Origin of the sequence: Sphingomonas sp., from assembly GCF_029239295.1 — a bacterium.
Taxonomy (GTDB): Bacteria; Pseudomonadota; Alphaproteobacteria; order Sphingomonadales; family Sphingomonadaceae; genus Sphingomonas.
This window is the reverse complement of sequence record NZ_JAQZBC010000005.1, coordinates 59862-85520: the sequence shown is the minus strand read 5'-3', so window position 1 is coordinate 85520 and position 25659 is coordinate 59862. Positions and strand designations below refer to the sequence as shown.

Below are 25659 nucleotides of genomic sequence, written 5' to 3'. Positions count from 1 at the left end.
TTTATCGTTGCCGACGCGGCCGTTCCGCATCTTTCCGCCATTCACTGGCGCTGCGGCGCAAGATTCAGCTGGTGGTGGTCAGTGCAAAGCCGAGACGCGGCAGGTGGACGACGACCGACCCGACACGATCGTCCTCCCGCGCGATCGACCAGTGATGCGGGGACGAGCCGACGAGTCGCCCGGCAACCGGATCGCGCCCGTAGTCCGTGGCGGAGACCGTCACGTCCTTGCCCGCCATCGCCCGGTCCGCCGGATCGACGCTGACTGGTGCCGGCGTCGAGGTGCGGGCGGTCTCAAGCGCGTCCTCCCGGCTGCCGATGCGTCGATCGCCGTGCCCGATCGCCACGACTCGATCGTACCAAGGAGACAGGAACGGCAGGTCGAGGAACGCCTCTGCCGCGGGCGCATGAAAGGAGCGCACGAACCACAGATTGTAGAAGGCATTGGCGTCGGCGAGCCCCGGTCGGTCGCCTGCCACGAAGGCGCGACCGTCGGCGAGCTGCTCGCTGATCAAGGCGGCATGACTGCGCAGCTGCGCAGCCATATAGGGGACGGCGGCGGCCATCGCCTCGGGGTTGAACGGCGCGCCGCTCAATTTCTCGCGGTCGGCGCGAAAGGCCGGATCGACCTTGTCGCCAAGACCACCGAAGATAACGCCCACCGCGGCCTGGAAGAACGAGCGGTCGGTCCATTGCGCCAGCGCCTGATCCAGCCCGGGATTGCCGGCCGGGAACAGCGACGGCGTTGGATAGCGGCGTTCCAGCTCGGGCACGATCAGCACGCTGTCGCAGTAAATGTCCGCGCCGATCTGCATCACCGGAATGCGGCGATAAGCGCCGGTGAGCGCGAGCAGATCGGGTTTCGGCATGATCACCGGCTGATCAACCGCGGTCCAGGCGAGTTGCTTGATCCCCAGGCACACACGCACCTTTTCGGAAAAGGGCGAGCTGTCATACTGATGCAGCAGGATGGTCATGGCGGTCCTCTCCGGTTGCTGCTCGTGTGTGGCAGCATGAGCGGCAGGATTACCGTTGTGCACAATTAAGTCGATCGTTTTCTGTCGCGGAAGCGGGCGCGAAGGTAGAGGGGGGAGAAGGGCCGATGCTGCTGATGATGCTGGCTGCTGCGAGTGAACCGATGGCGAGCGTGCGGGTGGCGTTCGACACCGCGCAGGTGAGCGCGATCGACCAGCGCGGGGTTGCCGATGCCACGACCGGCCGGGCGGTCACGGCGGACGATCCGGTGCGGATCGCCTCCATCTCCAAGCTGGTGACCGCAATCGGGGTGATGCGGCTGGTGGAGCAGGGGGTGCTGAACCTAGATGCCGACGTATCGCACCTGCTGGGGTGGCGGCTGCGCAACCCGCGCTTTCCCGACGTGCCGATCACGCTACGCCTGCTGCTGTCGCACCGTTCCAGCCTGACCGACAATGCCGGTTATCTGATCGCGCTGGACGAGGGGGTCGAGGGGGCGGTCGCCGATCCGAAGGCGTGGGACGGCCAGCATGCGCCGGGGCAGTTCTTCCGCTACACCAACCTCAACTTTCCGGTGGTGGCGAGCGTGATGGAGCGTGCCACCGGCGAGCGGTTCGACCGGCTGATGCAGCGGCTGGTGCTGGCGCCGCTGAAGCTGGATGCGTGTTTCAACTGGGCGACGTGCAGCACCGACGCGAAGGCGCGGGCGGTGGTGCTGTATGAGGCGGGAAAGCCGGTGCTCGACGAGCAGGCGTTCATCGCCGGCTGCCCGGTGACGCCGGCGAAGGACGGGAGCTGCGACCTAACCACCTGGCAGGCGGGGCGTAACGGCGCCTTGTTCTCGCCGCAGGGCGGGCTGCGTATTTCGATGCGGGGTCTGGCGACGATCGGCCGGCTGCTGCTGAGCGACGGGGCGGTGGACGGCGTGCGGCTATTGTCGCCGGCATCGATGCGCGTGCTGACGACGCCCGAATGGACCTTTGACGGCAGCAATGGCGTGCAGAATGAGGAGGCCGAAAGCGGCGTGCGGGCGGGTGGGTTCAACTGCCGCTATGGCTTGGCGGTGAGCTTTACCGCGACGCCGCTGCCGGCCTGCCGCGATGATCCGGTGGGCGATGCGCGGGCACGGATCGGCCACGCGGGGGAGGCCTATGGCCTGCGATCGGGCCTGTGGGTCGATCGGGCAGCCGGCACGGGCGTCGCCTATTTCGCCACCAATGTGTCGCCCGAGCCCGGCGTGCGATCGGCGCTGACCCGCACCGAGGAGAAGCTGGCGCGGAGCGAATAGCGTGCGCTACAGCAGCGGCTTGTCGATCCGCCGCAGCGCGCGGTCGAACAGCGAGATGGTGTGCCCATGGAGCGCGTCGCCGATCGGCTTGGGCGTCAGACCGGCGCAGGCGCGGGCATGGCTTCCCTCGAGGATCGCGCCAAGCTTGAAGGGGGCGAGCACGGTGTACCAGCGCGCCTCGGCGGCGGTGCGGCCGGTGGCGGCGAGATAACGGTCGGCGATCTCGGCGAGCGAGGGAAAGCCGTCCCACGGCGTGACCGACAGCCGCGGGCTGTTTTCGTCAGGGTCGCGCCAGGTGGCGGTCAACCACCCGAGGTCGAGCAAGGGATCGCCGCGGCTGGCGAGTTCCCAGTCGACGATCGCGGCGAGCGCGGGCGAATCCGGCCGGTACATGACGTTCGACAGGTGATAATCGCCGTGGATCAGCCCCGGCTGCATCGTCGTCGGGCGGTTTGCCTCCAGCCAGGCGCAGATCGCATCGACATCGGGCAGCGCCTCCAGCCCGGTCCAGCCGTCGAACTTGGCATAACCCTCCAGCTGCGCGCGCCAGCGCGGCACCTGCCGTTCGAGCCAGCCGTCGAGCTTGCCCAGATCGTCCAGCCCCGCCTCATGCGGGTCGATCCGCGACAGTGCCACCGCGCCGTCGACGATCGCCTCGCCCATCTGGCGGCGCACGTCGGCGCTTTCGGCATGGAAGGCGGGCAGGCCGACGGTGGCGTTGAAGCCGTCGATCGGCTCCATGAGGTAGAAGGCGGTGCCCAGCACGGCGGGATCGCCCTCACCGGCGATGAAGCCGGGGTGCGGCACGTCCGACCCGGCCAGCGCGGCGAGCACCTTCATCTCGCGACGCATCACCTCGTCGCTTTCAGGGCGTGGGCGGCGCGGCGGGCGGCGCAGGACATAGGTGCGGCCGGCGCGATCGAAGCGCAGCAGGATATTCTGGGTGCCGCCGCCCAGCGTCTGGGCGCCGGTGATCGGGCCGTCGCCGAGCCCCTGGCGGTCCATCCAGCGCGCAAGCACGTCGAGATCGATGAGTTCCGCCCACGCCTCACGGTCATGCGCCAGTGCCGCCATTCTCTCCCGCTCCGCCATTGTTAAGTCGGTCGCATTACCATGGCCGGGGTGCCCGGGCGCGTCAATCTAAGCCATGTGACTTGAACCGCGGGCGCGCTTGGCCGATGGTCCTGCCGCATGAACCTGGTGCGTCCCCCATCCGCCGGCCGCGGCGGCTCCACCCGTAACGAACTGAAGCGCGCGGCACGCCGCCTGTTCGCCGAGCGCGGCATTGCCGCGGTGGGCATGCGCGAGATCGTGGAGGCGGCCGGCCAGCGCAACGCCGCTGCCGTCCATTATTATTTCGGCAGCAAGGACGATCTGCTGCGCGAACTGGTGGTCGAGGGTGCCGACCTGATCGATCACCTGCGCATGACCATGCTGGACGAGGCGGAGGCGAAGGGTGAGTTGAGCCTGCGCGACGTGGTGCGCGCGCTGGTCGTGCCCAATGCCGAATTGCATGGCGAGACGGGGGAGGGCGAAACCTACTTCCGTTTCATGACCAGCATGCAGACCGAGCGGCGGCAGATGTTCGACGAATGGGCAGGCGGCGAACATTCCGAGGGCTATGTGCGCTGCCTGGCGCATTTCCATCGGCTGCTGGCGCACCTGCCGCATGCCCTGGTCAACCAGCGGCTGCTGTTCGCCGGCCTGTCGCTGCGCACGTTGCTGGCCGGGCGCGAGGCGGCGCGCGATGCGGGCGCCGGGCCGGACCACCCCTATTGGGGTGAGCCGGTGGCGCTGGACGGGATGATCGATGCGGTGGAGGCGATCCTGATCGGGCCGGCGCGGACCGACGATCCCGCCGTTGCCGCCAGCGCTAGCGTCGCTGCCACGCCAGCCTGACCAGCGGCGCCAGTGCGGCGGATGCGCCGGGGCGGATCAACAGGAAATCGCGGATGAGCGGGCCGGCGGCGGCGCCGATCGTCCGCTTGTACCCGCTGTCCCCCGCGCCCCAATCCACCCGCGCGATGCCGCGAGCCAACGCGTCCACGAGGTTGCGATAATAGAGCAGCTTGCCCGGCGAATGCTTGCCGAAGGCGGGATCATAGCTGTTGGCGATGGCATATTTCAGCTCGTCGGCATCGAGATCGAAGGAGAAGGCCGCCGGGCGGCCGTTCACCGTCAGCAGCGCGGCGCGAAACATGCCCGCCAGCACCGGATCGGCCGCGGCGGCGCGCCAGAAGGCGCCATGACCCGACCGGGTGAATTTGGCGTCGCGCCCGTCGGTGCGGCTGTTGATCCAGCTGGTCCATTCGATCGCCGCCAGATCATCGAACGAGGCGGGCCAATCTGCACCGGTCAGGAACGACCAGTTGAGCGCGCCATGTTCCGCCAGATGCTTTTCGTGGAAGCGGTTCTTGCGCAGCGTCGAATTGCGCGGCCAGATCCCCTCCGCCTGGGCGGCGGCCATGTCGAGCAGGAAGCTGGTGGCGATGGTGCGATCGATCACTTTCCAGCCGCGTGCGCGCGCCGCGTCGATCAGCGGCGATGCCGCCGGGTCGCCATCGTAGACGGGGCCGATGCGCAGCACGCGTACCTCGCGTGCCAGTGCGTCGAGCAGTGCGTCGAGCGCAGAGGGCGCGAGATCGGCCGCCGCCGGGAAGCTGCGGAAGGGCCAGAAGCTGCCCGGCACCGCGGCGAGCCGGGCCACGCGCGGCCCCACCGTGCGCAGTGGCAACGCAATGACGGGCATCCCGCCCGCCTCCACCACGATCGTCCGCACCGGGCCGCCGTAGGTGTCCACCGCGGCGGCGAACCACGCGCGTCGCAGAAAGGCGTGGCTGGCGGGAGCCGCGGCGGCAACATGGTCGATCGCGGAGGGCAGCCCCTCCGCCACGCGGACATGCCACGGCTCCGGCGCACGGTCGATTCGAGCACGCGAGACATGGCTGGTCATTGCCGCGCCCTATCCTGATCGAAGTTACCAAGCCATTGCTGCTTGTTGCGCTGGCGCGAACAGGCCAGATCAACAGCGATGCCCTATTCGCCCGAAGTTCTCACCATCGCACAGACCATCCAATTGTCCGTGAGCCCCGTGTTCATGCTGGCCGGGATCGGCGCCTTGCTGAACGTGCTGGCCGGGCGATTGTCACGCGTGGTCGACCGGTCGCGCAGCCTGCAGGTGCTTCACCCGCGCAGCAGCGGCCCGGAGCATGACCGCCATGTGATGGAATTGCGGCTGCTGGCGCGGCGGATGAACAACATCAACCACGCGCTGTTCCTGGCCGTATCATCCGCAGTGATGACCTGCCTGGTCGTCGCGCTGTTGTTCGTCGCGGTGCTGGCCGGACTGCACATCGGCCAGTATCTGGCGGTGTGTTTCATTCTGGCGATGGTTCTGCTGATCGCCAGCCTGGTTCTGTTCATGGTCGAAGTTCACATGTCCGTTCGCGCGATACGGGTGCCAGACGAATTGCTGCGCTGAGGAGCTGACGCGTTGAGGACGATTTTGAAGGCGGTGGGGACGGGCGTTCTGTTCCTGGTGATCGGCGGACTGCTGGCGATCACCATCGTGCCGCGGTTCCTGGACCGGATCTATTATGAGGGGCCGGCAAGCGGCCATTTCGATGGCGCGCGGTTCTTCAATCCCGACGGAGATGCCGATACCGTTCGGCCGCCGACCGGTGGCAGCCGCGGTGGATTCTTCTGGCGATACCTGACCGGCGGCGACGGGCGACCCGCCTGGCCGACGCAGGTGCCGGTGACGCAGGACAAGCCGCTGCCGCGCGTCGAGGGCGATCGGATGCGGGTCACCTGGATCGGGCACGCCAGCGTGCTGGTGCAGACGCAGGGGCTGAACATCCTCACCGACCCGATCTGGTCGGATCGCGCCGGGCCGTTCGGCTTCGGCCCCACCCGGGTGACTGCGCCCGGCGTGCGGTTCGAGGATCTGCCGAAGATCGACCTCGTGCTGGTTAGCCACAATCACTACGACCATCTCGACAAGGCGACGCTGGCGCGGCTGTGGCAGCGTGACCGGCCGCGGATCGTCACCAGCCTCGGCAATGACAGCGTGATCGGCCAGGCGGGCGTGCCGGCCGCCGCGCTCGACTGGGGGCAGTCGATCACGGTGAAGCCGGGCGTCGCAGTGGCTGTTTCGCGCAATCACCATTGGGGTAGCCGATGGTTCAGCGATCGCAACCGGGCGCTCTGGTCCTCGTTCGTCGTCAAGCTGCCGGGCGGCAATCTGTTTTTCGCCGGTGACACCGGCTTTGGTGACGGCCAATGGCCGCGCGAGGCAGCGGTGCATGGCCCGGTGCGGCTGGCGCTGATCCCGATCGGCGCGTTCCGCTTCGTACCGGGGCAGATGGGGACCGGCAGCCATATCGGCCCGGCCGATGCCGTGCGCGTGTTCGACCGGCTGGGCGCGGCGTATGCGATTCCGATCCACTGGGGCACGTTTCGTTTGAGCTATGAGGGGCGCGAGACGCCGCCCCGGATGCTGGACGCAATCCTGCGGCAGACCGGTGGCGATCCGGCGCGCTTTGCCGCGGTGACGGTGGGCGCGCCGGTCGAGGTACCGGCCTACACGCCGCCGACGCGCCGGCCGGACGAGGCGCTGATCGATGCGGCGCTGCGATCGCCCGAGGTGACGGCGCTGCCCTGATGGCCGACGACCTGCCGATCCACGCCGTCCTGCCCGACCTTCTGGACGTGCTGCGCGACCGATCCGGCGCGGTGCTCGTCGCGCCGCCAGGGGCGGGGAAGACGACGGCGGTCGCGCCGGCGCTGCTGGCGGAGGATTGGTGCACCGGCGAGGTGCTGTTGCTGTCGCCACGGCGGCTGGCGGCGCGCGCGGCGGCGGAGCGGATGGCGGCGCTCGCGGGCGAGCCGGTGGGGCAGACGTTCGGCTATTCGACGCGGCTCGACACCAAAAGATCGGCGAAGACCCGCGTCACGGTGGTGACCGAGGGTATTTTCACCGCCCGAATCCAGCGCGATCCTGAGCTGGCCGGCGTGTCCGCCGTGCTGTTCGACGAAGTGCATGAGCGCAGTCTGGATGGCGATTTCGGGCTGGCGCTGGCGCTCGATGCGCAAGCCGGGCTGCGCGAGGACCTGCGGCTGGTGGCGATGTCGGCGACGCTCGACGGGGCGCGCTTCGCCGCGTTGATGGGCGGCGCGCCGGTGATCGAGAGCGAAGGGCGAAGCTGGCCGCTGACATTGCGGCACATCGGGCGGACGCACGACCGGATCGAGGATGCGGTGGCATCGGCAGTGCGGCACGCGCTGAGCGAGGCGGAAGGCGGGGTGCTCGCCTTCCTGCCGGGGGTGGCGGAGATCGAGCGGACGGCGGAGCGGCTGGAAGGTCTGCCCGGCGTCGCGCTGCATCGGCTGCACGGCAGCCTCGATCCCGCCGCGCAGCGCGCCGCGATCCGCGCCGAGCCCGACGGGCGGCGCAAGCTGGTGCTGGCGACGTCGATCGCGGAAACCAGCCTGACGCTCGACGGCATTCGCATCGTGGTGGATTCCGGGCTGGCGCGGCGGCCGCGTTACGACCGCGCGGCGGGGATGACCCGGCTGGTGACCGAACGCGCGAGCCAGGCTTCGGCGAATCAGCGCGCCGGTCGCGCAGCGCGGCAGGGGCCGGGCGTCGCCTATCGCCTGTGGGAGGAAGCCGCGACCGCCGGGCTGCCGCGTTTCGACCCGCCCGAGATCATGGAGGCGGACCTGTCGGCGCTGGTGCTGGCCAGCGCGATCTGGGGCGTCGCCGATCCGCGCGACCTGTCGTGGATCGACCCGCCCCCCGATGCGGCGGTCAGCGAGGCGCGCGCGCGGCTGCGTGCGCTGGACGCAATCGATGACGACGGCCGGCCGACCGCGCATGGCCGCGCGATCGCCGCGCTGCCGATGCCGCCGCGACTGGCGCACATGCTGGTGCGCGCGGGTGAGATGGGGCTGGGCGGCGTAGCGGCGGAGGTCGCGGTGCTGCTGGGCGAGCGCGGGCTGGGGGGCAATGACCCCGATCTGGAGCTTCGGCTGCGGCGTTGGCGGGGCGATCGATCGCCCAAGGCGCAGGCGGCGCGCAAGCTGGCCGAGCGTTGGGCGCGATCGATGCCGGCGGCCACCAGCGCGCCGCCGGCGTCGGGCAACGGCGTGGCGGTGGCGATCGCGCTCGCCTTTCCCGACCGCGTGGCGCGGCGGCGCGACGCCAGCGGCGAACGCTGGGCCTCCGTCGGCGGACGCGGGTTCAAGCTGGACCCGACATCGTCGCTGGCGCGCGAGCCATGGCTGGCGGTGGCGGAAACGCAGGGCATGGCGGCTGGCGCGCGCATCCTGTCGGCGGCGGCGATCGACGAGGAGACCGTGGCGGCGCTGTTTGGTGAGCGCATCGAAACGCGACGCCTCGCCGAGTTCGACCCTGCGACGGGCGGTGTCCGGCCGCTGCGCGAACGGCGGCTGGGCGCGATTCGGCTGAGCAGCGGACCCGACAGCAGCGCCGATCCGGCCCAGATCGAGGCGGCGCTGGTGGAAGGCGTGCGGACGCATGGGCTGGCGCTGCTGCCGTGGCATGCAGGGGCGGCGGCGTATCGCCAGCGCGCGCTCTATGCCGGGCTGCCGTTCGACGACGAATCGCTGCTGGCCCGGCTGAACGACTGGCTGCCGCCGCTGGTCGCCGGGCGGCGGCGGCTGGATGCGATCCCACCGAGCGCGTTGATCGATGGCCTGTGCGGCCTGCTGAGCTGGGACGAGCAGCAGCGCATCGATCGCATGGCGCCGTCCCATTTCACGAGTCCCGCCGGCAGCAGCCATGCGATCGACTATGGCGCGGAAGGTGGCCCCCGCGTCGAGCTGCGCGTGCAGGCATTGTTCGGGCTGGCCGAGCATCCGACGGTGGGGACCGCGCGCGTCCCGCTGGTGCTGTCGCTCACCTCGCCCGCTGGCCGCCCGATCCAGACGACGCGCGACCTGCCGGGTTTCTGGGCGGGAAGCTGGGCCGCGGTGGCCAAGGAAATGCGCGGCCGGTACCCGCGCCATCCGTGGCCCGACGATCCCGCCGCGGCGGCCGCGACGCTGCGGACGAAAAATGCCGATGCAAGAGCGCGCGGTTCGCGGTAAGGGCAGGGCCATGTCGACCGCCCGTATCTTTCAGCGCCCGAAGAACGCCATGCAATCGGGCAGGCACCGCACCAATCTGTGGCAGCTCGAGATCCCGTCCGACGATCCCAAGCGCCCCGATCCGTTGACCGGCTGGGCCGGCGGCGCGGACACCCGCGAGCAGGTGAACCTGTCCTTCCCGACGCTGGAAGCGGCCGTCGAATATGCCGAGCGCGAAGGGCTTGCCTATACGGTCATCCCGGCGCCGCAGAAGACGCTGAAGCTGCAGAGCTACGCCGACAATTTCCGCTGATTAGCGCCCGCGACGCGGCGCCCCAGGGCGTCGTCTAGCGGGTAAGGACGCACGGCAACCCCGCCGATCGGCCTGATGCAGGCGACCGGCGGGGCGCCGTCGGGTCACTCTTCCTCGGGCTGGGGGCGCGGCGGATGCAGCCGCACGCGATTGACGCGCCGCTCATCCGCGTCGAGCACCTCGATCCGCCACCCGCTCGGGTGATCGATGCAGTCACCCGGTTCGGGCACCCGCCCGGCGAGGGCCGCGGTCAGGCCGCCGATCGTGTCGACGTCGAAATCGGCCTTGTCGAACCGGTCGTCGATCAGCGCGGCGATGTCCTCCAGCTCGGCGCGGGCATCCGCATCCCAGGCGCCGTCGTCGGTCGGCACCAGCAGCGCGGCTGGCGCCTCGTCATGCTCGTCCTCGATCTCGCCGACGATCTCCTCGATCAGATCCTCGATCGTCACCAGCCCCTCAGTGCCGGAATATTCGTCGAGCACGACGGCCAGGTGGACGCGCGTCTGGCGCATGTCGGCGAGCAGATCGAGCGCGCCACGGCTCATCGGCACATACAGCGGCTGACGGATCAGTGCCGTAATCTCCGTCGGGCGCGGGCCGTCACCGGCCAGAATGGCGAACACGTCCTTCAGGTGGACCATGCCGATGATGGTATCCAGCCGCTCGCGATAGACGGGCAGGCGGCTGACGCCAGCGTCGGCGAAGACGTGGATCAGCTCATCGAACGGCGTGCGTTCTTCGACGGCGATGATGTCAGCGCGGGGGACGCCGACGTCGCCCGCATCACGCTCACTGAAATGCAGCAGGTTGCGCACCATCTGCCGCTCCAGCGCGGTCAGATCGCCCTTGGTTTCCGGGCGCTGCTCTTCCTCGTGGCGGTTGATCGCCGCCTCGAGCACTTCGCGGAGCGTGGCCTCTTCGGAATCGCCAAAGATCAATGTGCGCAGGCCGCGCCAGATACTGCCTTCGCCAGGCTCGCCGTTTCCGGCGCTACTTCGGTCCTCGGACACTTAGTCCTCTCGTATAATGTAGGGATCGGCGATGCCGAGCGAGGCGAGCGCATCACGCTCGATCGCTTCCATCGCGTCCCCTTCATCGTCGTTGATGTGATCATAGCCGAGCAGATGCAAGGTGCCATGCACGATCAGATGAGTCGCATGGTCCGCGACGCTGATCCCCCGCTCGGCGGCTTCGGCGGTGCAGACGCCGTGCGCGAGCACGATGTCGCCGAGCAACACCTCGCCGTCGTCCGAATTCTGGCTGACGGTGTCGATGAGGTCGGACTGCACCATCGGGAAGGACAGGACGTTGGTCGGCTTGTCCTTGCCACGATATTGATGATTAAGCTCCTGCACCTCGTCGTTGGTGGTGAGGCGAATGCTGACCTCCACCGTCGCCGGGGCATCCAGAATGGTGCCAAAGGGGGTCGCCCCGATCGCGGCGCGAACCGCGGCGAGGGCGAGCGCCTCCCACTGGTCCTGCGTCCAGGGGACTTCGTGCGAAAGGGCGATCTCGATCATCGAAGCCGTCCGTAGAGCAAAGTGGCGCGTTTGATCAGGCCCAAAATCCGCAATGCGTCAGGCATCGCGTCCTTCATATGCCTCGACGATGCGGCCGACGATAGGGTGACGCACCACGTCCGCTGCGCTGAAGCGGACGAGCGAGATGCCCTCCACCCCCTCCAGCCGCATCGTCGCGTCGGCCAGTCCGCTGGCGGCGACACCGCCGGGAAGGTCGGTCTGATTGGGATCGCCGCACACCACCATGCGGCTGTTCTGGCCGAAGCGGGTGAGGAACATCTTCATCTGCGCCGGCGTGGTGTTCTGCGCCTCGTCCAGGATGACAAAGGCATCGGCGAGCGTCCGGCCGCGCATGAAGGCGATCGGCGCGATCTCGATCTCGCCACTGGCGATGCGCCGCTCCACCTGCTCGGCGGGCAGGCAGTCGTAGAGCGCGTCATAGAGCGGGCGGAGATACGGATCGACCTTCTCCTTCATGTCGCCGGGGAGGAAGCCGAGCCGCTCGCCCGCCTCCACCGCCGGGCGTGACAGGATCAGCCGCTGCACGCTGCCGGTGATGAGCTGCGCCACCGCCTGCGCCACGGCGAGGTAGGTCTTGCCCGTGCCCGCCGGCCCGAGTGCGAAGATCATGTCATTGTGCACCAGCTCGCGCATGTAGTGCGCCTGTGCGGAGGTGCGCGGCACGATGGTCTTCTTGCGCGTGCGGATCATGATGGGAGGCGCACCGCCGCCGGTGCCACCGGTGCCGCTGCCCCGGTCGGCGGCGAAGATGCCATCCAGCGTCGGCTCCGCCGCCATCGCAATGGCAGCGTCGACAAGGCCGCCATCGACATCCTCGCCGCGCTGAATGCGATGATAAAGATCGTTCAGCACGTCGCGCGCCAGCGCCACCTGCTCGGCCGAACCCTCCAGGCCGACGCGGTTGCCGCGCGCCGTGATGTACACGCCAAGCCGGTTTTCCAGCATCACCAGGTTTCGATCATATTGACCGAACAGGGCGCTGAGCAGCTGGGGGCGATCGAACGTCAGTTCGACGCGGCTACGCTCGCCCGGCTGGGCGGCTACGGGCTTGCGGCTCATCGGGCTCCTTGGAAGCGGATCATGTCACCACAATGTGGCAGCGGTGACCGGCGAGTGTAAGCCCCCCTTGTGCTGATTTCGCGCAATCGCCCAGCCGCTTGGCCGGCGCGCGCGGCAGGATCGCTCAGGCGGCGCGGTCGAGCCGGGGAACGGCGATCAGCGAATTGGGGCCGGCCTGCGTCAGCGTGACGGTGACGAGATCGCCAATCGCATAATCGCCGGTGAGCAGCACGGATTGCAGCCACGGCGACTTCCCGAGCATCTGGCCGGGCAGCTTGCCACGCCGTTCAATCAGCACGTCGCAATGCCGGCCAACGCTGGCGGCGTTGAAGGCGTGCTGATCGCGATTGAGCGAGGCCTGCAGCTGCTGAAGGCGATCGACCATCACCGCTTCGGGCACTTGCCCCGACAGATCGGCCGCCGGGGTGCCGGGGCGCGGGCTGTATTTGAAGCTGAACGCCTGGGCATAGCCGACCGCGTCGACCAGGCTCAGCGTGTCGGCGAACTCGGCGTCGGTTTCCCCCGGGAACCCGACGATGAAGTCGCCCGACAGCGCGATGTCCGGACGTACGGCGCGGACCCGGTCGAGCAGGCGAAGGTAGGAATCGCGCGTGTGGCTGCGGTTCATCGCCTTCAGCACGCGATCATTGCCCGCCTGCACCGGCAGGTGGAGGAACGGCATCAGGCTTTCGACGTCGCGATGCGCGTCGATCAGGCCCTGCGCCATGTCGTTGGGGTGGCTGGTGGTATAGCGGATCCGCGACAGGCCGGGGATCCGGTCCATCGTGCGGATCAGGTCATGCAGCCCGCGCCCGTCGGCGTCGGTCCAGGCGTTGACGTTCTGCCCCAGCAGCGTGATTTCGCGCGCGCCGGCATCGACCAGCGCCTTCGCCTCATCAACGATCGCGGCGAACGGCCGGCTGACCTCCGCCCCGCGGGTGTAGGGAACGACGCAATAGGTGCAGAATTTGTCGCACCCCTCCTGCACCGTCAGGAACGCCGTTGGGCCGACCTTGCGGCGCGCGGGAAGGACGCCGAACTTCGATTCCACCGGCATGTCGGTATCGACAGTTGGCAGGCCAGCGGCGGCATCGGCCACCAGCTTTGGCAAATTATGATAGGCCTGCGGGCCGACCACCACATCCACCTTTGCGCGGCGCACGATCTCCGCGCCCTCGGCCTGGGCGACGCAGCCGGCGACCGCGATCATCGGCGCCTCGGCCCCCCTAACGCGACGATTCTTGCGGATGTGGCCAATGTCCGAAAACACCCGTTCGGTCGCTTTTTCGCGAATGTGGCAGGTGTTGAGCACGACCAGATCGGCGTCCGTGGCATCGACCGCGGTCATGCCCTGGCCAGCCATCAGTTCGGCCATGCGCTCGCCGTCGTAGACGTTCATCTGGCAGCCGAAGGACTTGACGGCGAAGGTCTTGGGAGCGGGCTTCATGGTGCCGGCCCTATAGCGAAGCTGCGGCCCCCACGCCACCGGCCGCCGCGATCCGCGCCCGCGCCTCCGCCGCGATTGCCTTGCGCCCCGGATAGTCACGCGGGTCGAATGGCGTGCAGAAGGTCAGCCGAGCGGTGAAGCTGCCGCGCCGTCGCAGCACCCGTGCGGCATGCGCGGTGCCGGGCTCATCGCCGACCCAGGCCAGTTCGCGTGTCGCGTCGCCATAGTCGATCCGCACCGGCTGAACGAGGACGCCCGGCGGCGGCGGATCGAGCACCGCGAGCAGCGGCGCCTTGAACGGGAGCAGCTCCGTCCCGTCACCGGTCGTTCCCTCCGGGAAAACGGTGACCGCCCACGCCTCGGACAGCGCCGCGCGGAGCGTCGCGATCTGCTCGGTCACGGCCATGCGATCCTCGCGCCGCACGAAGATCGTCCGGTTGAGCGTGCACAGCCAGCCGACCAGCGGGACGGCGCGCAGCTCCGCCTTGGCGACAAAAGCGCTTCCGGTCCGCCCGGCGAGGATCGGGATGTCCATCCAGCTCAAGTGGTTGGAGACAAAGACGACGTTGCGTTTCAGCGGAACGCCGGTCGTTTGCCGCCGCGCGCCGATGATCCACCCCATCGCGCCCAGGAACCAGCGCGGCCAGGGGGAAGGGAGGCGCAGCAGCCGCCACAGCAGATGGATCGGCAGCGCCACCAGCAAGGCGACGAGGATCGCCGCCAGCCTTGCCGTCAGGTGGATCAAGCGAGGTCGGGCTCACCAGCGGCGCGTGCGCGGGCCTCACGCGTGCGTTCGGCCTCCGGCACCAGACGGAAGGCGGCGATCGCGGCGGCGAGCGTGATCGGCACGGTGACGAGGAGCGAGAGCATGCCGGTCGACAGGCTGTCGGTCAGCGAGGAGATACGCCCTGCGAGATACGGGCCGAGCGCCAGACCGAGTAGCGTGGTGCCGATGAAATAGGTCGCAGTCGCCGCCCCGCGCATCCGCGGCAGCACCAGATCCTGCGTGGTGGCGGCTGAATTGCCCAGCCCCCAGCTGGCGGTGAACTGACCCAGGAACAGGCAGACGTAGAGCACCATCGGCGTATCGGTGGTGAAGGCGATCGCCAGGAACGGTGCCGGCACCACCGCGCCCAGCGCAACCATGATCAGCCGCCCGCCCGGGTGCTTGGCGCGCATCCGGTCGCCCAGAATGCCTCCCGCGGTCACGCCGAGGAAACCGGACACGGCGCCCAGCCCGCCCAGAATCAGCCCGGCCTCTGCCGGCGTGATGCCCAGATCGCGCATCGCATAGGGCGCTGCCCAGAAACCGGCGGCGTAGCTGAGGAAGGCGTTCAGGCCATACGCAACCACCGTGCACAGGAATGCCGGCGTGCCGACGATCAGCGCAAAGGTCGGCGGATCACGGTGGCGCAGCGCCAGCGCCCAGGAGAAGACCGCATAGCAGCCGATGCCGACCGCCAGCCATTGCGGCAGCGGCTCCCCGATGCTGATCAGCGCAATGACCGCCGCTGCCACCACCGCCAGCCCGATCAGGTTCGTGACGAGCGCGCGGGTGCCCAGCCGGGCCGCGCCGATCAGGGTGAACGGCGGCAGGATCGACATCAGTTCGTTGAAGAATTCGCGGAAGGGTGCCGGATGCGGCGGCTGCGCCAACCCTTCGGAAAGGCCGCGCACCGGCTCACGCAGGGTCGCGATCCACACCGCGAAGACGAGGCCGGGCAAGCCGACCGCGAGGAAGGCGGCCTGCCAGCCGGCGAGCCCGAACGGACCGCCGTTCGGATAGGCCGCATTCCAGTTCTGCACGATCAGCCCGCCGATGAAGAGCGAGATGCCGGCGCCGACGTAAATGCCCGCGGAATAGATCGACAGTGCGGTGCCGCGCAGCTTCTTGGGAAAATAGTCGGATATCAGCGAATAGGCCGAGGGGCTGGCCGTCGCCTCGCCGATGCCCACCCCGATCCGTGCGACGGCAAGCTGCGTGCCGCTTTTCGACAGGCCCGAGAGCGCGGTCATCGTCGACCACAATGCCAGGCCCACGCTGATCAGCCGGACACGGTGCCAGCTGTCCGCCAGCCGGCCGAGCGGAATGCCGAACAGCGCATAGAACACGCCGAACGCGGTGCCGTAGAGGAAGCCGAGATCCTCGTCGCGCAGGTTCAGGTCGCGCTTGATGTCCTCCGCCAGGATCGAGATCACCTGCCGGTCGATAAAGTTCAGGATGTACACGAAGAACAGGATGGCCAGGACGTACCAGGCGTAACCACTGGCGCGATATTCACCGTCCGTGTCGGTCTGCATCCTGCCCCCGTATCATGGTGTTTTTTCGATCGTTGCCGCCGGGCCTAACAGACGATCAGGCGAGGGGCCAGCGTGCGATTGGCTCATAGCTGGCGCCGGCTTGGCCGAGGTGGCTTTCGTACAGGATCAGGTGGCTGAACGCGAACCGCTCGCTGGTCAACGCGGCGTGCCGCGCGAGCCAGGCAGCCACTTCCATTTCCGCCTGCGCGCCGCGGCTGAGCCGCGCGAGCGTGATATGCGGCAGGAAGGCGCGATGCTCCGGCTCCAGACCGACGCGGATCATCGCCTGGTCGACCTTGCGGTGGATCGCCGCCAGCGCATCGTGCGGCGCCACCCCGGCCCACAGCGCCCCCGTGCGCCCGCGCTGCTCGAAGCGGCCGACACCCGACAACGTCACGGTGGGGGCAGGGGCGCTGAGCGTCGACAAGGCGAGCGCCACATCCTCCGCGACCGGGCGATCAACGGAGCCGATGAAGCGGAGCGTAAGGTGGAGTTGCTCGTCATCCTGCCAGCGCGCCGGCAACACCCCGTCCATCGTGTCGATCAGCGCATCGCGAATGGCGGGCGGCGGGCGAAGCGCCACGAACAGGCGGTGCATCAACGGGCTCCCTTGGGCGATAAATCATGTGACGAACTGTTGCTGGAGCGCGCCAAACTTGAACTTTGCGTCCCCGCGCGCAATATTCCGTGGGTATCCGGCCCTTTTGCCGGACGAAGGAGCATATACGAAATGGCCAACTGGTCCGACCCCCGTCCGACCGCGAGCGCGTTCGGCGCGAGCGTACCGGGCACCCGTGGAACGACATATGATGCGGGTCTCCGCAAATACATGCTGTCGGTCTACAATTACATGGCTTCGGGCGTACTGCTCACCGGCATCGTCGCGCTGCTGTTCGCCAGCGGCGGGCGCGAAAGCCTTGCGGCGGCGGTGTTCCTGACCCCCGGGCCGCTGAAATATATCATCATGTTCTCGCCGCTGGCGTTCGTGATGGTGCTGAGCTTTGGCATCAATCGCCTGTCGACCGGCGCCGCGCAGCTGCTGTTCTGGGCGTTCGCGGGCATCATGGGCCTGTCGATGTCGACGATCTTCCTCGTCTACACCGGCTCCTCGATCGCCACGACGTTCTTCGCAACGGCCGTCGCGTTCCTGTCGCTTAGCATCTACGGCTACACGACGAAGCGTAACCTGCAGGCATTCGGCACGTTCCTGATCATGGGCGTCGTCGGCCTGATCGTCGCCTCGCTGCTCAACCTGTGGATGCAGAGCTCTGCGCTGCAGATGGGCATCAGCGCGATCGGCGTGCTGCTGTTCGCTGGCCTGACCGCCTATGACACGCAGCGCATCAAGGAGATGTACGCTCACGTTGCCGGCACCGACATGATGGGCAAGGCCGTGATCATGGGCGCGCTGTCGCTCTATCTCGACTTCATCAACATGTTCCAGTTCCTGCTCTCGTTCCTGGGCAACCGCGAATAAGCGAGCACCATCCGGACTGACCGAGGCTCGGCGGGGAAACCTGCCGGGCCTTTTCTTTTGCCTTCAGCTCCGACCCCTCCGGCCGATGAGGGGGAAAGGCCCCATGCGTCTGTCGATCGACGTTCATCTGGATTACGGCTTTCCCGAGCCCGCCGACGTCCTGTTCCAGGTCGAGGCTGCGGCCACCGCCGACCAGTGGATCGAGCGCGAATCGCTTGTCATCCATTCCGATCACCCGATCCGTGCGCTGCCCGGCGAAGAGGGGATCGGCCAGCGTTGCTGGGCGCGCGGCGACCAGCGGCTGGTGGTCGACTATCAGGCGATCGTCGCGATTTATCGGCCACGGATCGATCTGGCGGCGCTGCCGGAAACGCCGGTGCGCGCGCTGCCGGCGGAGGCGGTGCGATACCTGCTTCCCAGCCGCTATATCGAATCCGATCGGTTCGAGAATTTCGTGCGCGACACCTTCGCCGGCCTGAGCGGCGGCGCGCTCGCAGCCGCGCTGGTCGATTGGGTGCGCGGCCACATGACCTACAGCAACGCCGTCAGCAACGGGCGCAGCAGCGCGCTGACCACCTTTGCCGAACGGCGTGGCGTATGCCGCGACTATGCCCATCTGCTGGTGGCGCTGGCCCGCGCATGCGAGATCCCGGCTCGATGCGTCGGCGCCTATGCGCCGGGCGTCGATCCGCCCGATTTCCACGCGGTCGCCGAACTGTGGCTGGACGGGGGATGGCGACTGGTCGACGCGACCGGAATGGCCAGCGGCGACGATCTGGTACGGGTCGGCGTCGGGCTGGACGCGACCGAAATTGCCTTCATGACGATCTTCGGCGTGGCGACGCTGCAGCGGCAAACGGTGTGTGTGCGCCGGATCGATGATGCTGGCGGCGGGGACCAAGGAACAGGGTAGACAAATCGTTCGTTGAAGATGGGTAACGAAGGAGAGTTCGATGCCCACGCAGCAGCCACCGTCACAGGATGCCGGTCGCGACGAATCAATTGCCGAGCGCTTGAACAAGGACCCGGAGAACAAGGACGCGCAGCTGGACGCTGGCCTGGATGAATCGATGGACGCCTCCGACCCGCCTTCCAACACGCAGCCGGGCAGCAGCGGCGATGCGCCCAAGTCGTCGGGTTATGATGAGGAAGCCGAACGCCAGCGCGACGCCTGATTGTTGCGCCAAAGCCTCACCTGCCGTCATTCTGTAACAAGGCGATGTCGGTTCGTCGCATCCCTTGTTGCAGTGCGACATCGGGCATGGTCGTATCGGCTCCATGATCGGCGTGGCGGACCCGCAAGGGACCGCCCCGCCGATCGCCAACACACGGGCGGGGTGGCGAGCGATGGGCGCGATGATGAGGCCGGCAGAAGGCGCAATGACCCTGGCGGAAATGAAGGAGTTCGCCGGCTTCCCGGCGGCCACCCAGCGCTACATTCGTCGCAGCCTGGACATCGGTCTCGACCGTGAGGACGCGCTGTTCCGCTGGTCGCGCGATATCGTCGAGGCCGCGAGCATCCGGGCGCAGGCGCGCTATTACCGTCGCCTTCCCGACATCCGATCGATGATCCCGCAGGACAGCGGAATCGATGCGGTCGAACAGTTCCTCGCGCCATTGATCGGGCTCAGCGCTTTTGATCTGGGGCAGGGGCGCATCACCAGCTTTTCTGCGTATCGGTTCCTCTACGAACGGCTGATCGGCGCATCGGCACGGCCGTGGCTGCCCGGTGCCTTCTGTTCGGCGGCCGCGCTGCCCCATTTGAACCCAGAATTGCGCCGCGACCTGCTGCAATCGATCAGCGAAGCGGCCGCAACGGCATCGGGCTGGTCCGCGCGCCCGCCGGCGTTTTTTCCATATTGGGTCGAAAAGGTGGAGAGCCCCGCGCTCCCATATTGAGCCGCGCCGCCGCGCGTCAGCGGCATGAACGCCAGCCCATCGCGCCACGGTTCGCCTGATCGAGGTGGAAGTGATCGCGGTGGGCCGCGTTATAATCCGGTGACAGGACGGTCGAGAACAGCTTGCACGCGCCATCACGCACGTCGCGCAGGAATGCCGCCTTGGCGCCGGAATCTTTCCAATCACCCAGCACGCTGATCCGGCTGCCATCGGCGAGGCGGAAGCCAGCAATATCAACGGCATTGGCGGTCGCATGCTGGCTGTAGTCACCACTGCTTCGGCCATAAAGGCGCCGGCAATTGTAGCTGCCGAGATGCTCGATCCGGGTCACTCGCATGCGCAAATGGCGTTCGGCGGCGGGCTGCACCACCTCCCACTGCCACAGCGCCAGCGCGGCGGCGACGGGGCAGGAAATGCCAAGGCTGGCGGGCGCGAAGGGCGTGATGCGCGGTTCGTCGCTGGCGAAGCGCAGGCCATTGTCATAGCCGCAATTCTCGCCCTCGCGCCGCTCCGGCAGAACGGTATAGTCGACGCCGGCGCGGTCGAGCAGCGCCTGGCAGCGGGGGAAATCTTCGCTCAACGCGACCAGCTTTCGCCCGGTGAACAGCCCCGGTGGATGCGCCAAGTCGAGCGGCGCCCAGGGCGTGTCCTGCGGATGCCGCTGCGCCCAGCCATAAACAACGAGTGCCAGAATGAAGAGCAGCGCCAGCGCGACGAGCAGGCGAACGATGCGCCGCACCCGCCGGGCGGCGCGATCCCGCTTGCGCATCAACCCCGCATCGCGCTCGCGATCACCTCGGAGGTGATGGGGTAGCCAGCGTCATCGGGGATGCAAAGATGCTCCTCACCCGCGCGCGTTTCCGACCAAGGGGTTACGGTGCGGATCGGCGTGTCGTTGGCGTGGGCCACGGCATCGGCGAAGCTGGTGAACTGCGCCAGTCGCTCCAGATTGCGCCTCGTGGGGAAGATCACCTCCAGCTTGCCTGCATCGGCATCGTCCAGCACCTGCTGCGCCGTCGACCAGACCAGGCGGACATTCTCCGTCTTGTCGACAGTGGCCACGGGCGCATTGGCAGGCAGCTGCGCCAGGTAGAATCGCGTGTCGAAGATGCGCATGTTGCGATGGGCCGGGCGCCAGCGCGCCCAGGGCACCAATTGCGACAGATCGAGCGTCGCACCCACCGCCGCAAGCGCTTCGGCAAAGGAATCGCCCGCATGCAGTGCGGTGCGCATCCGCACCAACGCTTCGGCACTGGGGATCGACGACAGGCCGATCGGCAAGCCCGCTTCCTCGATCGTTTCACGGATCGCAGCGATGCGTGCTGCGGTTTCGTCGCCGCCGCCATGAAGCGCCGCCATGGCGTGATCGCCGGGATCGATCCGGCCGCCGGGGAACACCATGGCGCCGCCGGCGAAGACCATCGCCTTGGCCCGTTCGACCATCAGCAATTCGGGCGGCCCTTCGGCGGCCTCGCGGAAGATGATCAGGGTGGCGGCGGGAATCGCTTCTGGCAGATCGTCACTCATACGACCGACTTAACGATGCTTGCGCCAGAAAGTCACGCACGAGGGTGCACGAATTGACACGCCGGTGCCGCGATGATCCGTGAAAGCGATACTGGAGAGAGCCGTCGGTATGGCGCGATCGGCGTTCATGGCCGCACATAGGTGGGTGGTGGAGCCGAGGGGAATCGAACCCCTGACCTCTGCAGTGCGATTGCAGCGCTCTCCCATCTGAGCTACGGCCCCGCCCGGTTCCGGCGTAGCCGGAGCGACGCCATTAGCTCGCTCCCGATTACGATGCAACGGCTTCTCGCCGGCCATCAGCGGCGTGCATCGTCGCCATTTCCGCGCCCGGCTTCTTGTCCGATCATTGCTGCCACGCCGATCCGGGCGCGCGATGCGACCCGCACCTCGATGCGCATCCGAAACGACAGGAACATTAGCGTGCGTCGTTGCTTGGTTTGGCAGAGCGATCGGGTCGCAGACACCCGGCGCCGTCCGACACGCAAGGAGTTTCAGGACATGGTTTACGATCGTAACGGCCGAGGTGATCAAGCCGGCCGAGAGCAGGACTATGGCCGCGACTATGGATTGGGCCGCGACTACACTTATTCCAGCGCGCGTGACTATGCGGCTGCCGGCCGGCTTGGGCGTGGCAGCGGTAGCGGCGGGGGCGGTGGTCGCCCGGGCCGCGACGACGATCGCGACTATGTCAGCGATTTCGTCCCCTACGGCGAGCGCGATTACGGCCACGACGCCTATTCGCGGCGCGATCGCGACTACCGCAGCCGGGATGACGACAATGACACGCGCGACTGGAGCGGCGGCTACGGCCGGCGGATGAGCCGCGACGGCGATTATGGCGGCGACCGCTATGGCCGCTCCACCTATGGCCAGTCGCGCGACAGCCGTTGGGATCGTGGCCAGCAGGGCTATGGCGCCAGCGCATGGCAGGGCCGTGACGATTATCGCGGCGCAGGCCAGGGCCGCGGCGGATATGGCGCCTACGGCCGCGATCACGACGATCACCGGCGGCACGACCATTTCGATTGGCACGAGCATCGCGGGCGTCATGCGGGGCGCGGCGGCTACAGCGGCATGCCGCAAGGCTATGACTATGAGGACCGCGGCTTCCTGGCGCGGGCCGGGGACGAGCTTCGCTCCTGGTTCGGCGACGAGGAGGCGGAGCGCCGCCGCGAGGCCGACATGCAGCTGGACGAGCGCGACTATGGTGAGCGCCATGCGCATCACCGCGATTCCGACTATGGATCCTGGCGCCGTTCGCAGATCGCCGCGCTCGATCGCGACTATTGGACGGCAGCCATGTCGGCACGGTGGACAAGGTGCGCGGTGACCGCATCCTGCTGACCAAGAACGATGCCGACGCCGAAGGCCACCATCACTCGATCCCGTCGAGCTGGCTGTCGACCGTCGACACCAAGGTGACGCTGACCAAGACCGCCGAGGAAGCCAAGAAGCACTGGCGGGACGAGGAAAACAGCTCGGCGCTGCATGGCTATGGCGATCGCACCAGCGATCAGGGCCGCACCCAGGCACGCACCGACGGCACCCAGGGTACCGGCGGGGCTGACGGCAAGGACGAGGGACGCACGTCGCTCGATCGGAGCTTTTCGGGCACCTACTGATTGGAGCTAGCTGCCGGCTGTTTCCCCTCTGCAGCCGGCACTAGAGAGCCCGGGCATTGTGCCCGGGCTCTTTGCGTCTGGGGTGTCGCTCATGCATAACCCTGGCGCACAATAGAAACTGGGAGATGATGATGCCACGCGCCTGGACCTTGCGAGCGCGCCCGTCGGGCATGCCGCAGCAAAGCGACTTTGAACTGATCGACCAGCCGTCCGCCCCGCTGGGCGAAAATGAAGTGAGGATTGCCAACCGCTGGCTTTCGGTCGACCCGTACATGCGCGGCCGGATGAACGACGTGAAAAGCTACGTTCCCCCGTTTGCGCTCGGCGAACCGATGCAGGGTGGTGCGATCGGAGAAGTGATCGAGAGCCGGGCCGCCGACGTGCCGGTCGGCACCAAGGTGCAGCACATGATGGGCTGGCGCGAAGAAGCCGTGCTGCCGGCCAGCCAGGTGCAGAAGCTGCCGCCGATCGATGCGCCGGAAGAGGCATTCCTCGGCCAGCTCGGCATGCCGGGGATGACCGCGTATTTCGGGCTGCTCGATGTGGCGCAGGCGAAAGAGGGCGAGGTCGTGTTCGTCTCCGCCGCCGCCGGCGCGGTCGGATCGACCGTGGTGCAGATCGCCAAGGCCAAGGGCATGACCGTCATCGGCTCGGCCGGCGGTGCATCCAAGGCCGAATGGGTCAAGTCCCTCGGTGCCGACAAGGTGATCGATTACAAGGCGGGCAACGTGGTTCAGGCGCTTGCTGATGCCGCGCCGCAGGGGATCGACGTCTATTTCGACAATGTCGGCGGCGACCATCTTGATGCCGCGCTGCTCGCGGCGCGGCTTCATTCCCGCTTCGCCATCTGCGGGATGATCGACATCTACAATGACGGCAAGCCGCAGGCGCTGAAGTATCTGGCGAAGGTGATCGGCGCGCGGATCACCATCAAGGGCTTCCTGGTCGGTGACCATCTGGCGCGTGTGGCGGATTTCTATGCCGACATGGGGCGCTGGGCGGCGGAAGGCCGGTTGCGCCGCGAGGAAACGGTGTTCAACGGGCTGGACGCAACGCCGGACGCGTTCCTCGGCCTGTTCACTGGCGGCAATACCGGCAAGATGCTGGTGAAGCTCTGATCCGATAGGACCGCGCTATCCGTTGTTTGAAGCGGGTGGCGATCAGTACAAAATCAAAGGCCGGTGAGCGCGAAGCGGCGCTCGCCGGCCTTGTTGCGTGGCGGTCAGATCGCGCCGCTGAAAGTGTCGCAGACTGCCGGGTCGCCGCTCTGCAGGCCGCGCTGTAGCCAGGCCTGGCGCTGTGCCGACGTGCCATGGGTGAAGCTCTCGGGCGCGACGCGGCCGGTCGCCTCGCGCTGCAGCGTATCGTCACCGATCGCTTCGGCCGCGCGCATACCCTCCTGCACGTCGCCCGGCTCCATCCGGTTGCGGTTCTGCGCGGCCCAGACGCCGGCATAGCAATCCGCCTGAAGCTCCAGCCGCACCGACAGCGCGTTTCCTTCGGCCTCGCTCGCGCGGGCCTGGAGGCGACGGACCTGTTCGGACGTGCCGGTCAGCGTCTGGATGTGATGGCCGAACTCATGCGCCATCACGTAATATTGGGCGAAGTCGCCCGCAGCGCGGAAGCGCTGCTCCAATTCGTTGAAGAAGCCCGTGTCGATATAGATGCCGCGGTCGGACGGGCAGTAGAACGGGCCCATCGCCGACTGGGCGGCGCCGCATCCCGACTGGCCACGGCCGCTGTAGAAGACGAGCTTGGGCGCCTGGAAAGGCTCGCCCGATCGCGCGAACAGCTGTTCCCAGGTGTTTTCGGCGGAGGAGAAGGCGTTGCACGTCGAACGGGTAACCTCATCGACCGAGCAAGCCGCCGCCGCGCCGCCCTCCGCGCCCGATGGCGCATTGCGTGAGACCTGGGTGTGCGGAGCACTGGTGGTGCCGCCGCCGCCCAGCAACCCGCCAAGATTGCCGAGGCCGCCAAACACCGCAAAGACGATCAACAGCACAACGATGCCGCCACAGCCGAAGCGGCTGCCGACCAGTGGCAGGAGGCCCAGCAGCAGGCCGCCACCGCCGCCGCCGCCGAAGCTCTGACCGCGCTGATCCTCGACGTTGATGTCCTTATCGAAATCGTCGAGCCGCATCGCGGTGTGCCCCCGTGTTGGTCGTATCGTTACCGGTGCGGCATGAATGCGCGAAGGGCTGTCGCGGTTGCACGCGGCGCGCTTGATGCCCTGGGCTCGCCGGCGCATGGCGCATCGGCCGTTCGCGCGGCCGTACCGCACAGGAGATGTCCCATGTTCCTCAAGGGAAAGACAGCGCTGGTTACCGGATCAACCTCCGGCATTGGCCTTGCCTATGCGCAGGCGTTCGCGCGGGCAGGGGCCGCCGTCATGCTCAACGGGTTCGGCGATGCTGCGGCGATCGCGGAGAGTTGCCGCGCGCTGACCGCCGCGAGCGGAGCGCCCGCGATCCACGATCCCGCCGAAATGACCGATCCTGATGCGATCGCCGCGATGGTGGCGCGCTGCCACGCCGAGCTGGGTGGCCCCGATATCGTCGTCAACAATGCCGGGATCCAGCATGTCGCACCGATCGCTGACTTCCCGGTCGACAAATGGGACGCGATCCTGGCGATCAACCTGTCGAGCGCCTTTCACGTGATGCGGGCCGCCGTTCCGCTGATGCGACAGGCCGGCTGGGGGCGCATCATCTCCACCGCCTCCGCGCACAGTCTCGTCGCGAGCCCCAACAAGGCCGCTTATGTCGCAGCCAAACATGGCCTGGTCGGGTTGACCAAGACGGTGGCGCTGGAAACCGCGACCGACGCCATTACCGTGAACTGCATCTCTCCGGGCTATGTCTGGACCCCACTGGTCGAAAACCAGATCCCCGACACGATGGCCGCGCGCGGGATGACGCGTGAGGAGGTCATCAATGACGTGCTGCTCGCCGCGCAACCGACCAAGGCCTTCGTCACCCCCGAACAGGTCGCCGCCTTCGCGCTTTTCCTGTGCCGCGAGGAGGCCGCATCGATCACCGGCGCGAACCTGTCGATGGACGGTGGCTGGACCGCGGCGTGATCAATGGCTAGCCCCTTGATCAAACAGGGAAGGGTTGCGG

At 67.8% G+C, this 25659-nt stretch carries 27 protein-coding genes and 1 tRNA gene; 14 read left to right on the top strand and 14 right to left on the bottom strand.

Annotated elements, in window-relative coordinates; translation table 11 throughout:
- Positions 1-64 precede the first annotated feature (64 nt).
- Positions 65-976: a glutathione S-transferase family protein gene (locus tag K0S66_RS06390; RefSeq protein WP_301074456.1), complete on the bottom strand. Its 912-nt coding sequence runs from the start codon at positions 974-976 to the stop codon at positions 65-67.
- A 125-nt stretch (positions 977-1101) separates the two neighbouring features.
- On the opposite strand from K0S66_RS06390, the gene K0S66_RS06385 reads away from it, so the two are divergent.
- Positions 1102-2262: a serine hydrolase domain-containing protein gene (locus tag K0S66_RS06385; RefSeq protein WP_301074454.1), complete on the top strand. Its 1161-nt coding sequence runs from the start codon at positions 1102-1104 to the stop codon at positions 2260-2262.
- A 6-nt stretch (positions 2263-2268) separates the two neighbouring features.
- On the opposite strand, the gene K0S66_RS06380 is transcribed toward K0S66_RS06385, so the two are convergent.
- Positions 2269-3354: a phosphotransferase family protein gene (locus K0S66_RS06380; RefSeq protein WP_301074453.1), complete on the bottom strand. Its 1086-nt coding sequence runs from the start codon at positions 3352-3354 to the stop codon at positions 2269-2271.
- Between the two features lie 99 nt (positions 3355-3453).
- Here K0S66_RS06380 and K0S66_RS06375 point away from each other — a divergent pair, with 99 nt between their 5' ends.
- Positions 3454-4161 (top strand): TetR/AcrR family transcriptional regulator, encoded by a 708-nt coding sequence (locus K0S66_RS06375; RefSeq protein WP_301074451.1) that lies wholly within the window; start codon positions 3454-3456, stop codon positions 4159-4161.
- Here K0S66_RS06375 and K0S66_RS06370 read toward each other — a convergent pair.
- Complete coding sequence (locus K0S66_RS06370) at positions 4136-5215, bottom strand: GNAT family N-acetyltransferase (RefSeq protein ID WP_301074447.1); 1080 nt, start codon at positions 5213-5215, stop codon at positions 4136-4138. The genes K0S66_RS06375 and K0S66_RS06370 overlap by 26 nt on opposite strands.
- A 78-nt stretch (positions 5216-5293) precedes the next feature.
- On the opposite strand from K0S66_RS06370, the gene K0S66_RS06365 reads away from it, so the two are divergent.
- From K0S66_RS06365 to K0S66_RS06350, 4 genes are read left to right on the top strand one after another with little or no spacing between them, the layout of a single operon-like run.
- Positions 5294-5743 carry a DUF2721 domain-containing protein gene (locus K0S66_RS06365; RefSeq protein ID WP_301074445.1) on the top strand — a complete coding sequence of 150 codons (450 nt, stop codon included), beginning with the start codon at positions 5294-5296 and terminating at the stop codon, positions 5741-5743.
- Positions 5744-5764: 21 nt separating this feature from the next.
- Entirely contained in the window at positions 5765-6925 is a 1161-nt protein-coding gene (locus K0S66_RS06360) for an MBL fold metallo-hydrolase (RefSeq protein ID WP_301074662.1), read from the top strand.
- Positions 6925-9375 carry an ATP-dependent helicase HrpB gene (gene hrpB, locus K0S66_RS06355; RefSeq protein WP_301074444.1) on the top strand — a complete coding sequence of 817 codons (2451 nt, stop codon included), beginning with the start codon at positions 6925-6927 and terminating at the stop codon, positions 9373-9375. Before K0S66_RS06360 ends, hrpB begins: the two co-directional genes overlap by 1 nt.
- Before the next feature lie 10 nt (positions 9376-9385).
- Positions 9386-9667 carry an ETC complex I subunit gene (locus K0S66_RS06350; RefSeq protein ID WP_301074443.1) on the top strand — a complete coding sequence of 94 codons (282 nt, stop codon included), beginning with the start codon at positions 9386-9388 and terminating at the stop codon, positions 9665-9667.
- Between the two features lie 104 nt (positions 9668-9771).
- On the opposite strand, the gene K0S66_RS06345 is transcribed toward K0S66_RS06350, so the two are convergent.
- The 7 genes from K0S66_RS06345 to thpR form a co-directional block, all read right to left on the bottom strand.
- Entirely contained in the window at positions 9772-10677 is a 906-nt protein-coding gene (locus K0S66_RS06345; RefSeq protein WP_301074441.1) for a hemolysin family protein, read from the bottom strand.
- On the bottom strand, positions 10678-11187 hold the full coding sequence (gene ybeY, locus K0S66_RS06340) for an rRNA maturation RNase YbeY (protein WP_301074439.1): 510 nt from the start codon (positions 11185-11187) through the stop codon (positions 10678-10680). It lies immediately after the preceding gene.
- 57 nt (positions 11188-11244) lie between these two features.
- Positions 11245-12267 (bottom strand): PhoH family protein, encoded by a 1023-nt coding sequence (locus tag K0S66_RS06335; RefSeq protein ID WP_301074436.1) that lies wholly within the window; start codon positions 12265-12267, stop codon positions 11245-11247.
- A gap of 124 nt (positions 12268-12391) precedes the next feature.
- The gene (gene miaB / locus K0S66_RS06330; RefSeq protein ID WP_301074433.1) at positions 12392-13714 is read right to left on the bottom strand and encodes a tRNA (N6-isopentenyl adenosine(37)-C2)-methylthiotransferase MiaB; all 1323 of its coding nucleotides are present in this window, start codon (positions 13712-13714) and stop codon (positions 12392-12394) included.
- A gap of 10 nt (positions 13715-13724) precedes the next feature.
- On the bottom strand, positions 13725-14459 hold the full coding sequence (locus K0S66_RS06325) for a lysophospholipid acyltransferase family protein (RefSeq protein WP_301074431.1): 735 nt from the start codon (positions 14457-14459) through the stop codon (positions 13725-13727).
- Positions 14456-16015: an MFS transporter gene (locus K0S66_RS06320; protein WP_301074428.1), complete on the bottom strand. Its 1560-nt coding sequence runs from the start codon at positions 16013-16015 to the stop codon at positions 14456-14458. The genes K0S66_RS06325 and K0S66_RS06320 overlap by 4 nt, the downstream gene beginning before the upstream one ends.
- A 55-nt stretch (positions 16016-16070) precedes the next feature.
- A complete protein-coding gene (gene thpR / locus K0S66_RS06315) occupies positions 16071-16613 on the bottom strand; it encodes an RNA 2',3'-cyclic phosphodiesterase (protein ID WP_301074425.1) in 543 nt (180 codons plus the stop codon).
- A 132-nt stretch (positions 16614-16745) separates the two neighbouring features.
- Here thpR and K0S66_RS06310 point away from each other — a divergent pair, with 132 nt between their 5' ends.
- From K0S66_RS06310 to K0S66_RS06295, 4 genes are all read left to right on the top strand, one after another.
- The gene (locus K0S66_RS06310) at positions 16746-17492 is read left to right on the top strand and encodes a Bax inhibitor-1/YccA family protein (protein WP_301074423.1); all 747 of its coding nucleotides are present in this window, start codon (positions 16746-16748) and stop codon (positions 17490-17492) included.
- 103 nt (positions 17493-17595) lie between these two features.
- Positions 17596-18405 (top strand): transglutaminase family protein, encoded by an 810-nt coding sequence (locus tag K0S66_RS06305; protein ID WP_301074422.1) that lies wholly within the window; start codon positions 17596-17598, stop codon positions 18403-18405.
- A gap of 40 nt (positions 18406-18445) precedes the next feature.
- Complete coding sequence (locus K0S66_RS06300) at positions 18446-18667, top strand: hypothetical protein (RefSeq protein ID WP_366520786.1); 222 nt, start codon at positions 18446-18448, stop codon at positions 18665-18667.
- A 172-nt stretch (positions 18668-18839) separates the two neighbouring features.
- Positions 18840-19391, top strand: coding sequence for a hypothetical protein (locus tag K0S66_RS06295; protein WP_301074661.1), 552 nt, complete (start codon positions 18840-18842; stop codon positions 19389-19391).
- Positions 19392-19407: 16 nt separating this feature from the next.
- Here K0S66_RS06295 and K0S66_RS06290 read toward each other — a convergent pair whose 3' ends face one another.
- The 3 genes from K0S66_RS06290 to K0S66_RS06280 all read right to left on the bottom strand — a co-directional run bounded on the left by K0S66_RS06290 (position 19408) and on the right by K0S66_RS06280 (position 21140).
- Positions 19408-20160 carry an extensin family protein gene (locus tag K0S66_RS06290; protein ID WP_301074420.1) on the bottom strand — a complete coding sequence of 251 codons (753 nt, stop codon included), beginning with the start codon at positions 20158-20160 and terminating at the stop codon, positions 19408-19410.
- Positions 20160-20918, bottom strand: coding sequence for an NUDIX domain-containing protein (locus K0S66_RS06285; protein ID WP_301074419.1), 759 nt, complete (start codon positions 20916-20918; stop codon positions 20160-20162). The genes K0S66_RS06290 and K0S66_RS06285 overlap by 1 nt, the downstream gene beginning before the upstream one ends.
- Positions 20919-21064: 146 nt before the next feature.
- A tRNA-Ala gene (locus K0S66_RS06280) sits at positions 21065-21140 on the bottom strand.
- 276 nt (positions 21141-21416) lie between these two features.
- Here K0S66_RS06280 and K0S66_RS06275 point away from each other — a divergent pair.
- From K0S66_RS06275 to K0S66_RS06265, 3 genes are all read left to right on the top strand, one after another.
- Positions 21417-22262 (top strand): SWFGD domain-containing protein, encoded by an 846-nt coding sequence (locus K0S66_RS06275; RefSeq protein WP_301074417.1) that lies wholly within the window; start codon positions 21417-21419, stop codon positions 22260-22262.
- Positions 22229-22540: a DUF2171 domain-containing protein gene (locus K0S66_RS06270; RefSeq protein ID WP_301074415.1), complete on the top strand. Its 312-nt coding sequence runs from the start codon at positions 22229-22231 to the stop codon at positions 22538-22540. Before K0S66_RS06275 ends, K0S66_RS06270 begins: the two co-directional genes overlap by 34 nt.
- A gap of 131 nt (positions 22541-22671) precedes the next feature.
- Complete coding sequence (locus K0S66_RS06265; protein ID WP_301074414.1) at positions 22672-23658, top strand: NADP-dependent oxidoreductase; 987 nt, start codon at positions 22672-22674, stop codon at positions 23656-23658.
- A gap of 104 nt (positions 23659-23762) precedes the next feature.
- Here the strand turns inward: K0S66_RS06265 and K0S66_RS06260 are convergent, their stop codons facing one another.
- Positions 23763-24680, bottom strand: a complete 918-nt coding sequence (locus K0S66_RS06260) for a neutral zinc metallopeptidase (RefSeq protein ID WP_301074412.1) — start codon at positions 24678-24680, stop codon at positions 23763-23765.
- 153 nt (positions 24681-24833) lie between these two features.
- Here K0S66_RS06260 and K0S66_RS06255 point away from each other — a divergent pair, with 153 nt between their 5' ends.
- Complete coding sequence (locus K0S66_RS06255; RefSeq protein ID WP_301074409.1) at positions 24834-25619, top strand: 3-hydroxybutyrate dehydrogenase; 786 nt, start codon at positions 24834-24836, stop codon at positions 25617-25619.
- The last annotated feature ends 40 nt before the right edge of the window (positions 25620-25659 follow it).

Bases quoted from the DNA above. Each gene is read 5' to 3' on its own strand.
- K0S66_RS06390 (WP_301074456.1), bottom strand. From the start codon at position 976: ATGACCATCCTGCTGCATCAGTATGACAGCTCGCCCTTTTCCGAAAAG.
- K0S66_RS06385 (WP_301074454.1), top strand. From the start codon at position 1,102: ATGCTGCTGATGATGCTGGCTGCTGCGAGTGAACCGATGGCGAGCGTG.
- K0S66_RS06380 (WP_301074453.1), bottom strand. From the start codon at position 3,354: ATGGCGGAGCGGGAGAGAATGGCGGCACTGGCGCATGACCGTGAGGCG.
- K0S66_RS06375 (WP_301074451.1), top strand. From the start codon at position 3,454: ATGAACCTGGTGCGTCCCCCATCCGCCGGCCGCGGCGGCTCCACCCGT.
- K0S66_RS06370 (WP_301074447.1), bottom strand. From the start codon at position 5,215: ATGACCAGCCATGTCTCGCGTGCTCGAATCGACCGTGCGCCGGAGCCG.
- K0S66_RS06365 (WP_301074445.1), top strand. From the start codon at position 5,294: ATGCCCTATTCGCCCGAAGTTCTCACCATCGCACAGACCATCCAATTG.
- hrpB (WP_301074444.1), top strand. From the start codon at position 6,925: ATGGCCGACGACCTGCCGATCCACGCCGTCCTGCCCGACCTTCTGGAC.
- K0S66_RS06350 (WP_301074443.1), top strand. From the start codon at position 9,386: ATGTCGACCGCCCGTATCTTTCAGCGCCCGAAGAACGCCATGCAATCG.
- ybeY (WP_301074439.1), bottom strand. From the start codon at position 11,187: ATGATCGAGATCGCCCTTTCGCACGAAGTCCCCTGGACGCAGGACCAG.
- K0S66_RS06335 (WP_301074436.1), bottom strand. From the start codon at position 12,267: ATGAGCCGCAAGCCCGTAGCCGCCCAGCCGGGCGAGCGTAGCCGCGTC.
- miaB (WP_301074433.1), bottom strand. From the start codon at position 13,714: ATGAAGCCCGCTCCCAAGACCTTCGCCGTCAAGTCCTTCGGCTGCCAG.
- K0S66_RS06320 (WP_301074428.1), bottom strand. From the start codon at position 16,015: ATGCAGACCGACACGGACGGTGAATATCGCGCCAGTGGTTACGCCTGG.
- thpR (WP_301074425.1), bottom strand. From the start codon at position 16,613: ATGCACCGCCTGTTCGTGGCGCTTCGCCCGCCGCCCGCCATTCGCGAT.
- K0S66_RS06310 (WP_301074423.1), top strand. From the start codon at position 16,746: ATGGCCAACTGGTCCGACCCCCGTCCGACCGCGAGCGCGTTCGGCGCG.
- K0S66_RS06305 (WP_301074422.1), top strand. From the start codon at position 17,596: ATGCGTCTGTCGATCGACGTTCATCTGGATTACGGCTTTCCCGAGCCC.
- K0S66_RS06300 (WP_366520786.1), top strand. From the start codon at position 18,446: ATGCCCACGCAGCAGCCACCGTCACAGGATGCCGGTCGCGACGAATCA.
- K0S66_RS06295 (WP_301074661.1), top strand. From the start codon at position 18,840: ATGGGCGCGATGATGAGGCCGGCAGAAGGCGCAATGACCCTGGCGGAA.
- K0S66_RS06290 (WP_301074420.1), bottom strand. From the start codon at position 20,160: ATGCGCAAGCGGGATCGCGCCGCCCGGCGGGTGCGGCGCATCGTTCGC.
- K0S66_RS06285 (WP_301074419.1), bottom strand. From the start codon at position 20,918: ATGAGTGACGATCTGCCAGAAGCGATTCCCGCCGCCACCCTGATCATC.
- K0S66_RS06275 (WP_301074417.1), top strand. From the start codon at position 21,417: ATGGTTTACGATCGTAACGGCCGAGGTGATCAAGCCGGCCGAGAGCAG.
- K0S66_RS06265 (WP_301074414.1), top strand. From the start codon at position 22,672: ATGCCACGCGCCTGGACCTTGCGAGCGCGCCCGTCGGGCATGCCGCAG.
- K0S66_RS06260 (WP_301074412.1), bottom strand. From the start codon at position 24,680: ATGCGGCTCGACGATTTCGATAAGGACATCAACGTCGAGGATCAGCGC.
- K0S66_RS06255 (WP_301074409.1), top strand. From the start codon at position 24,834: ATGTTCCTCAAGGGAAAGACAGCGCTGGTTACCGGATCAACCTCCGGC.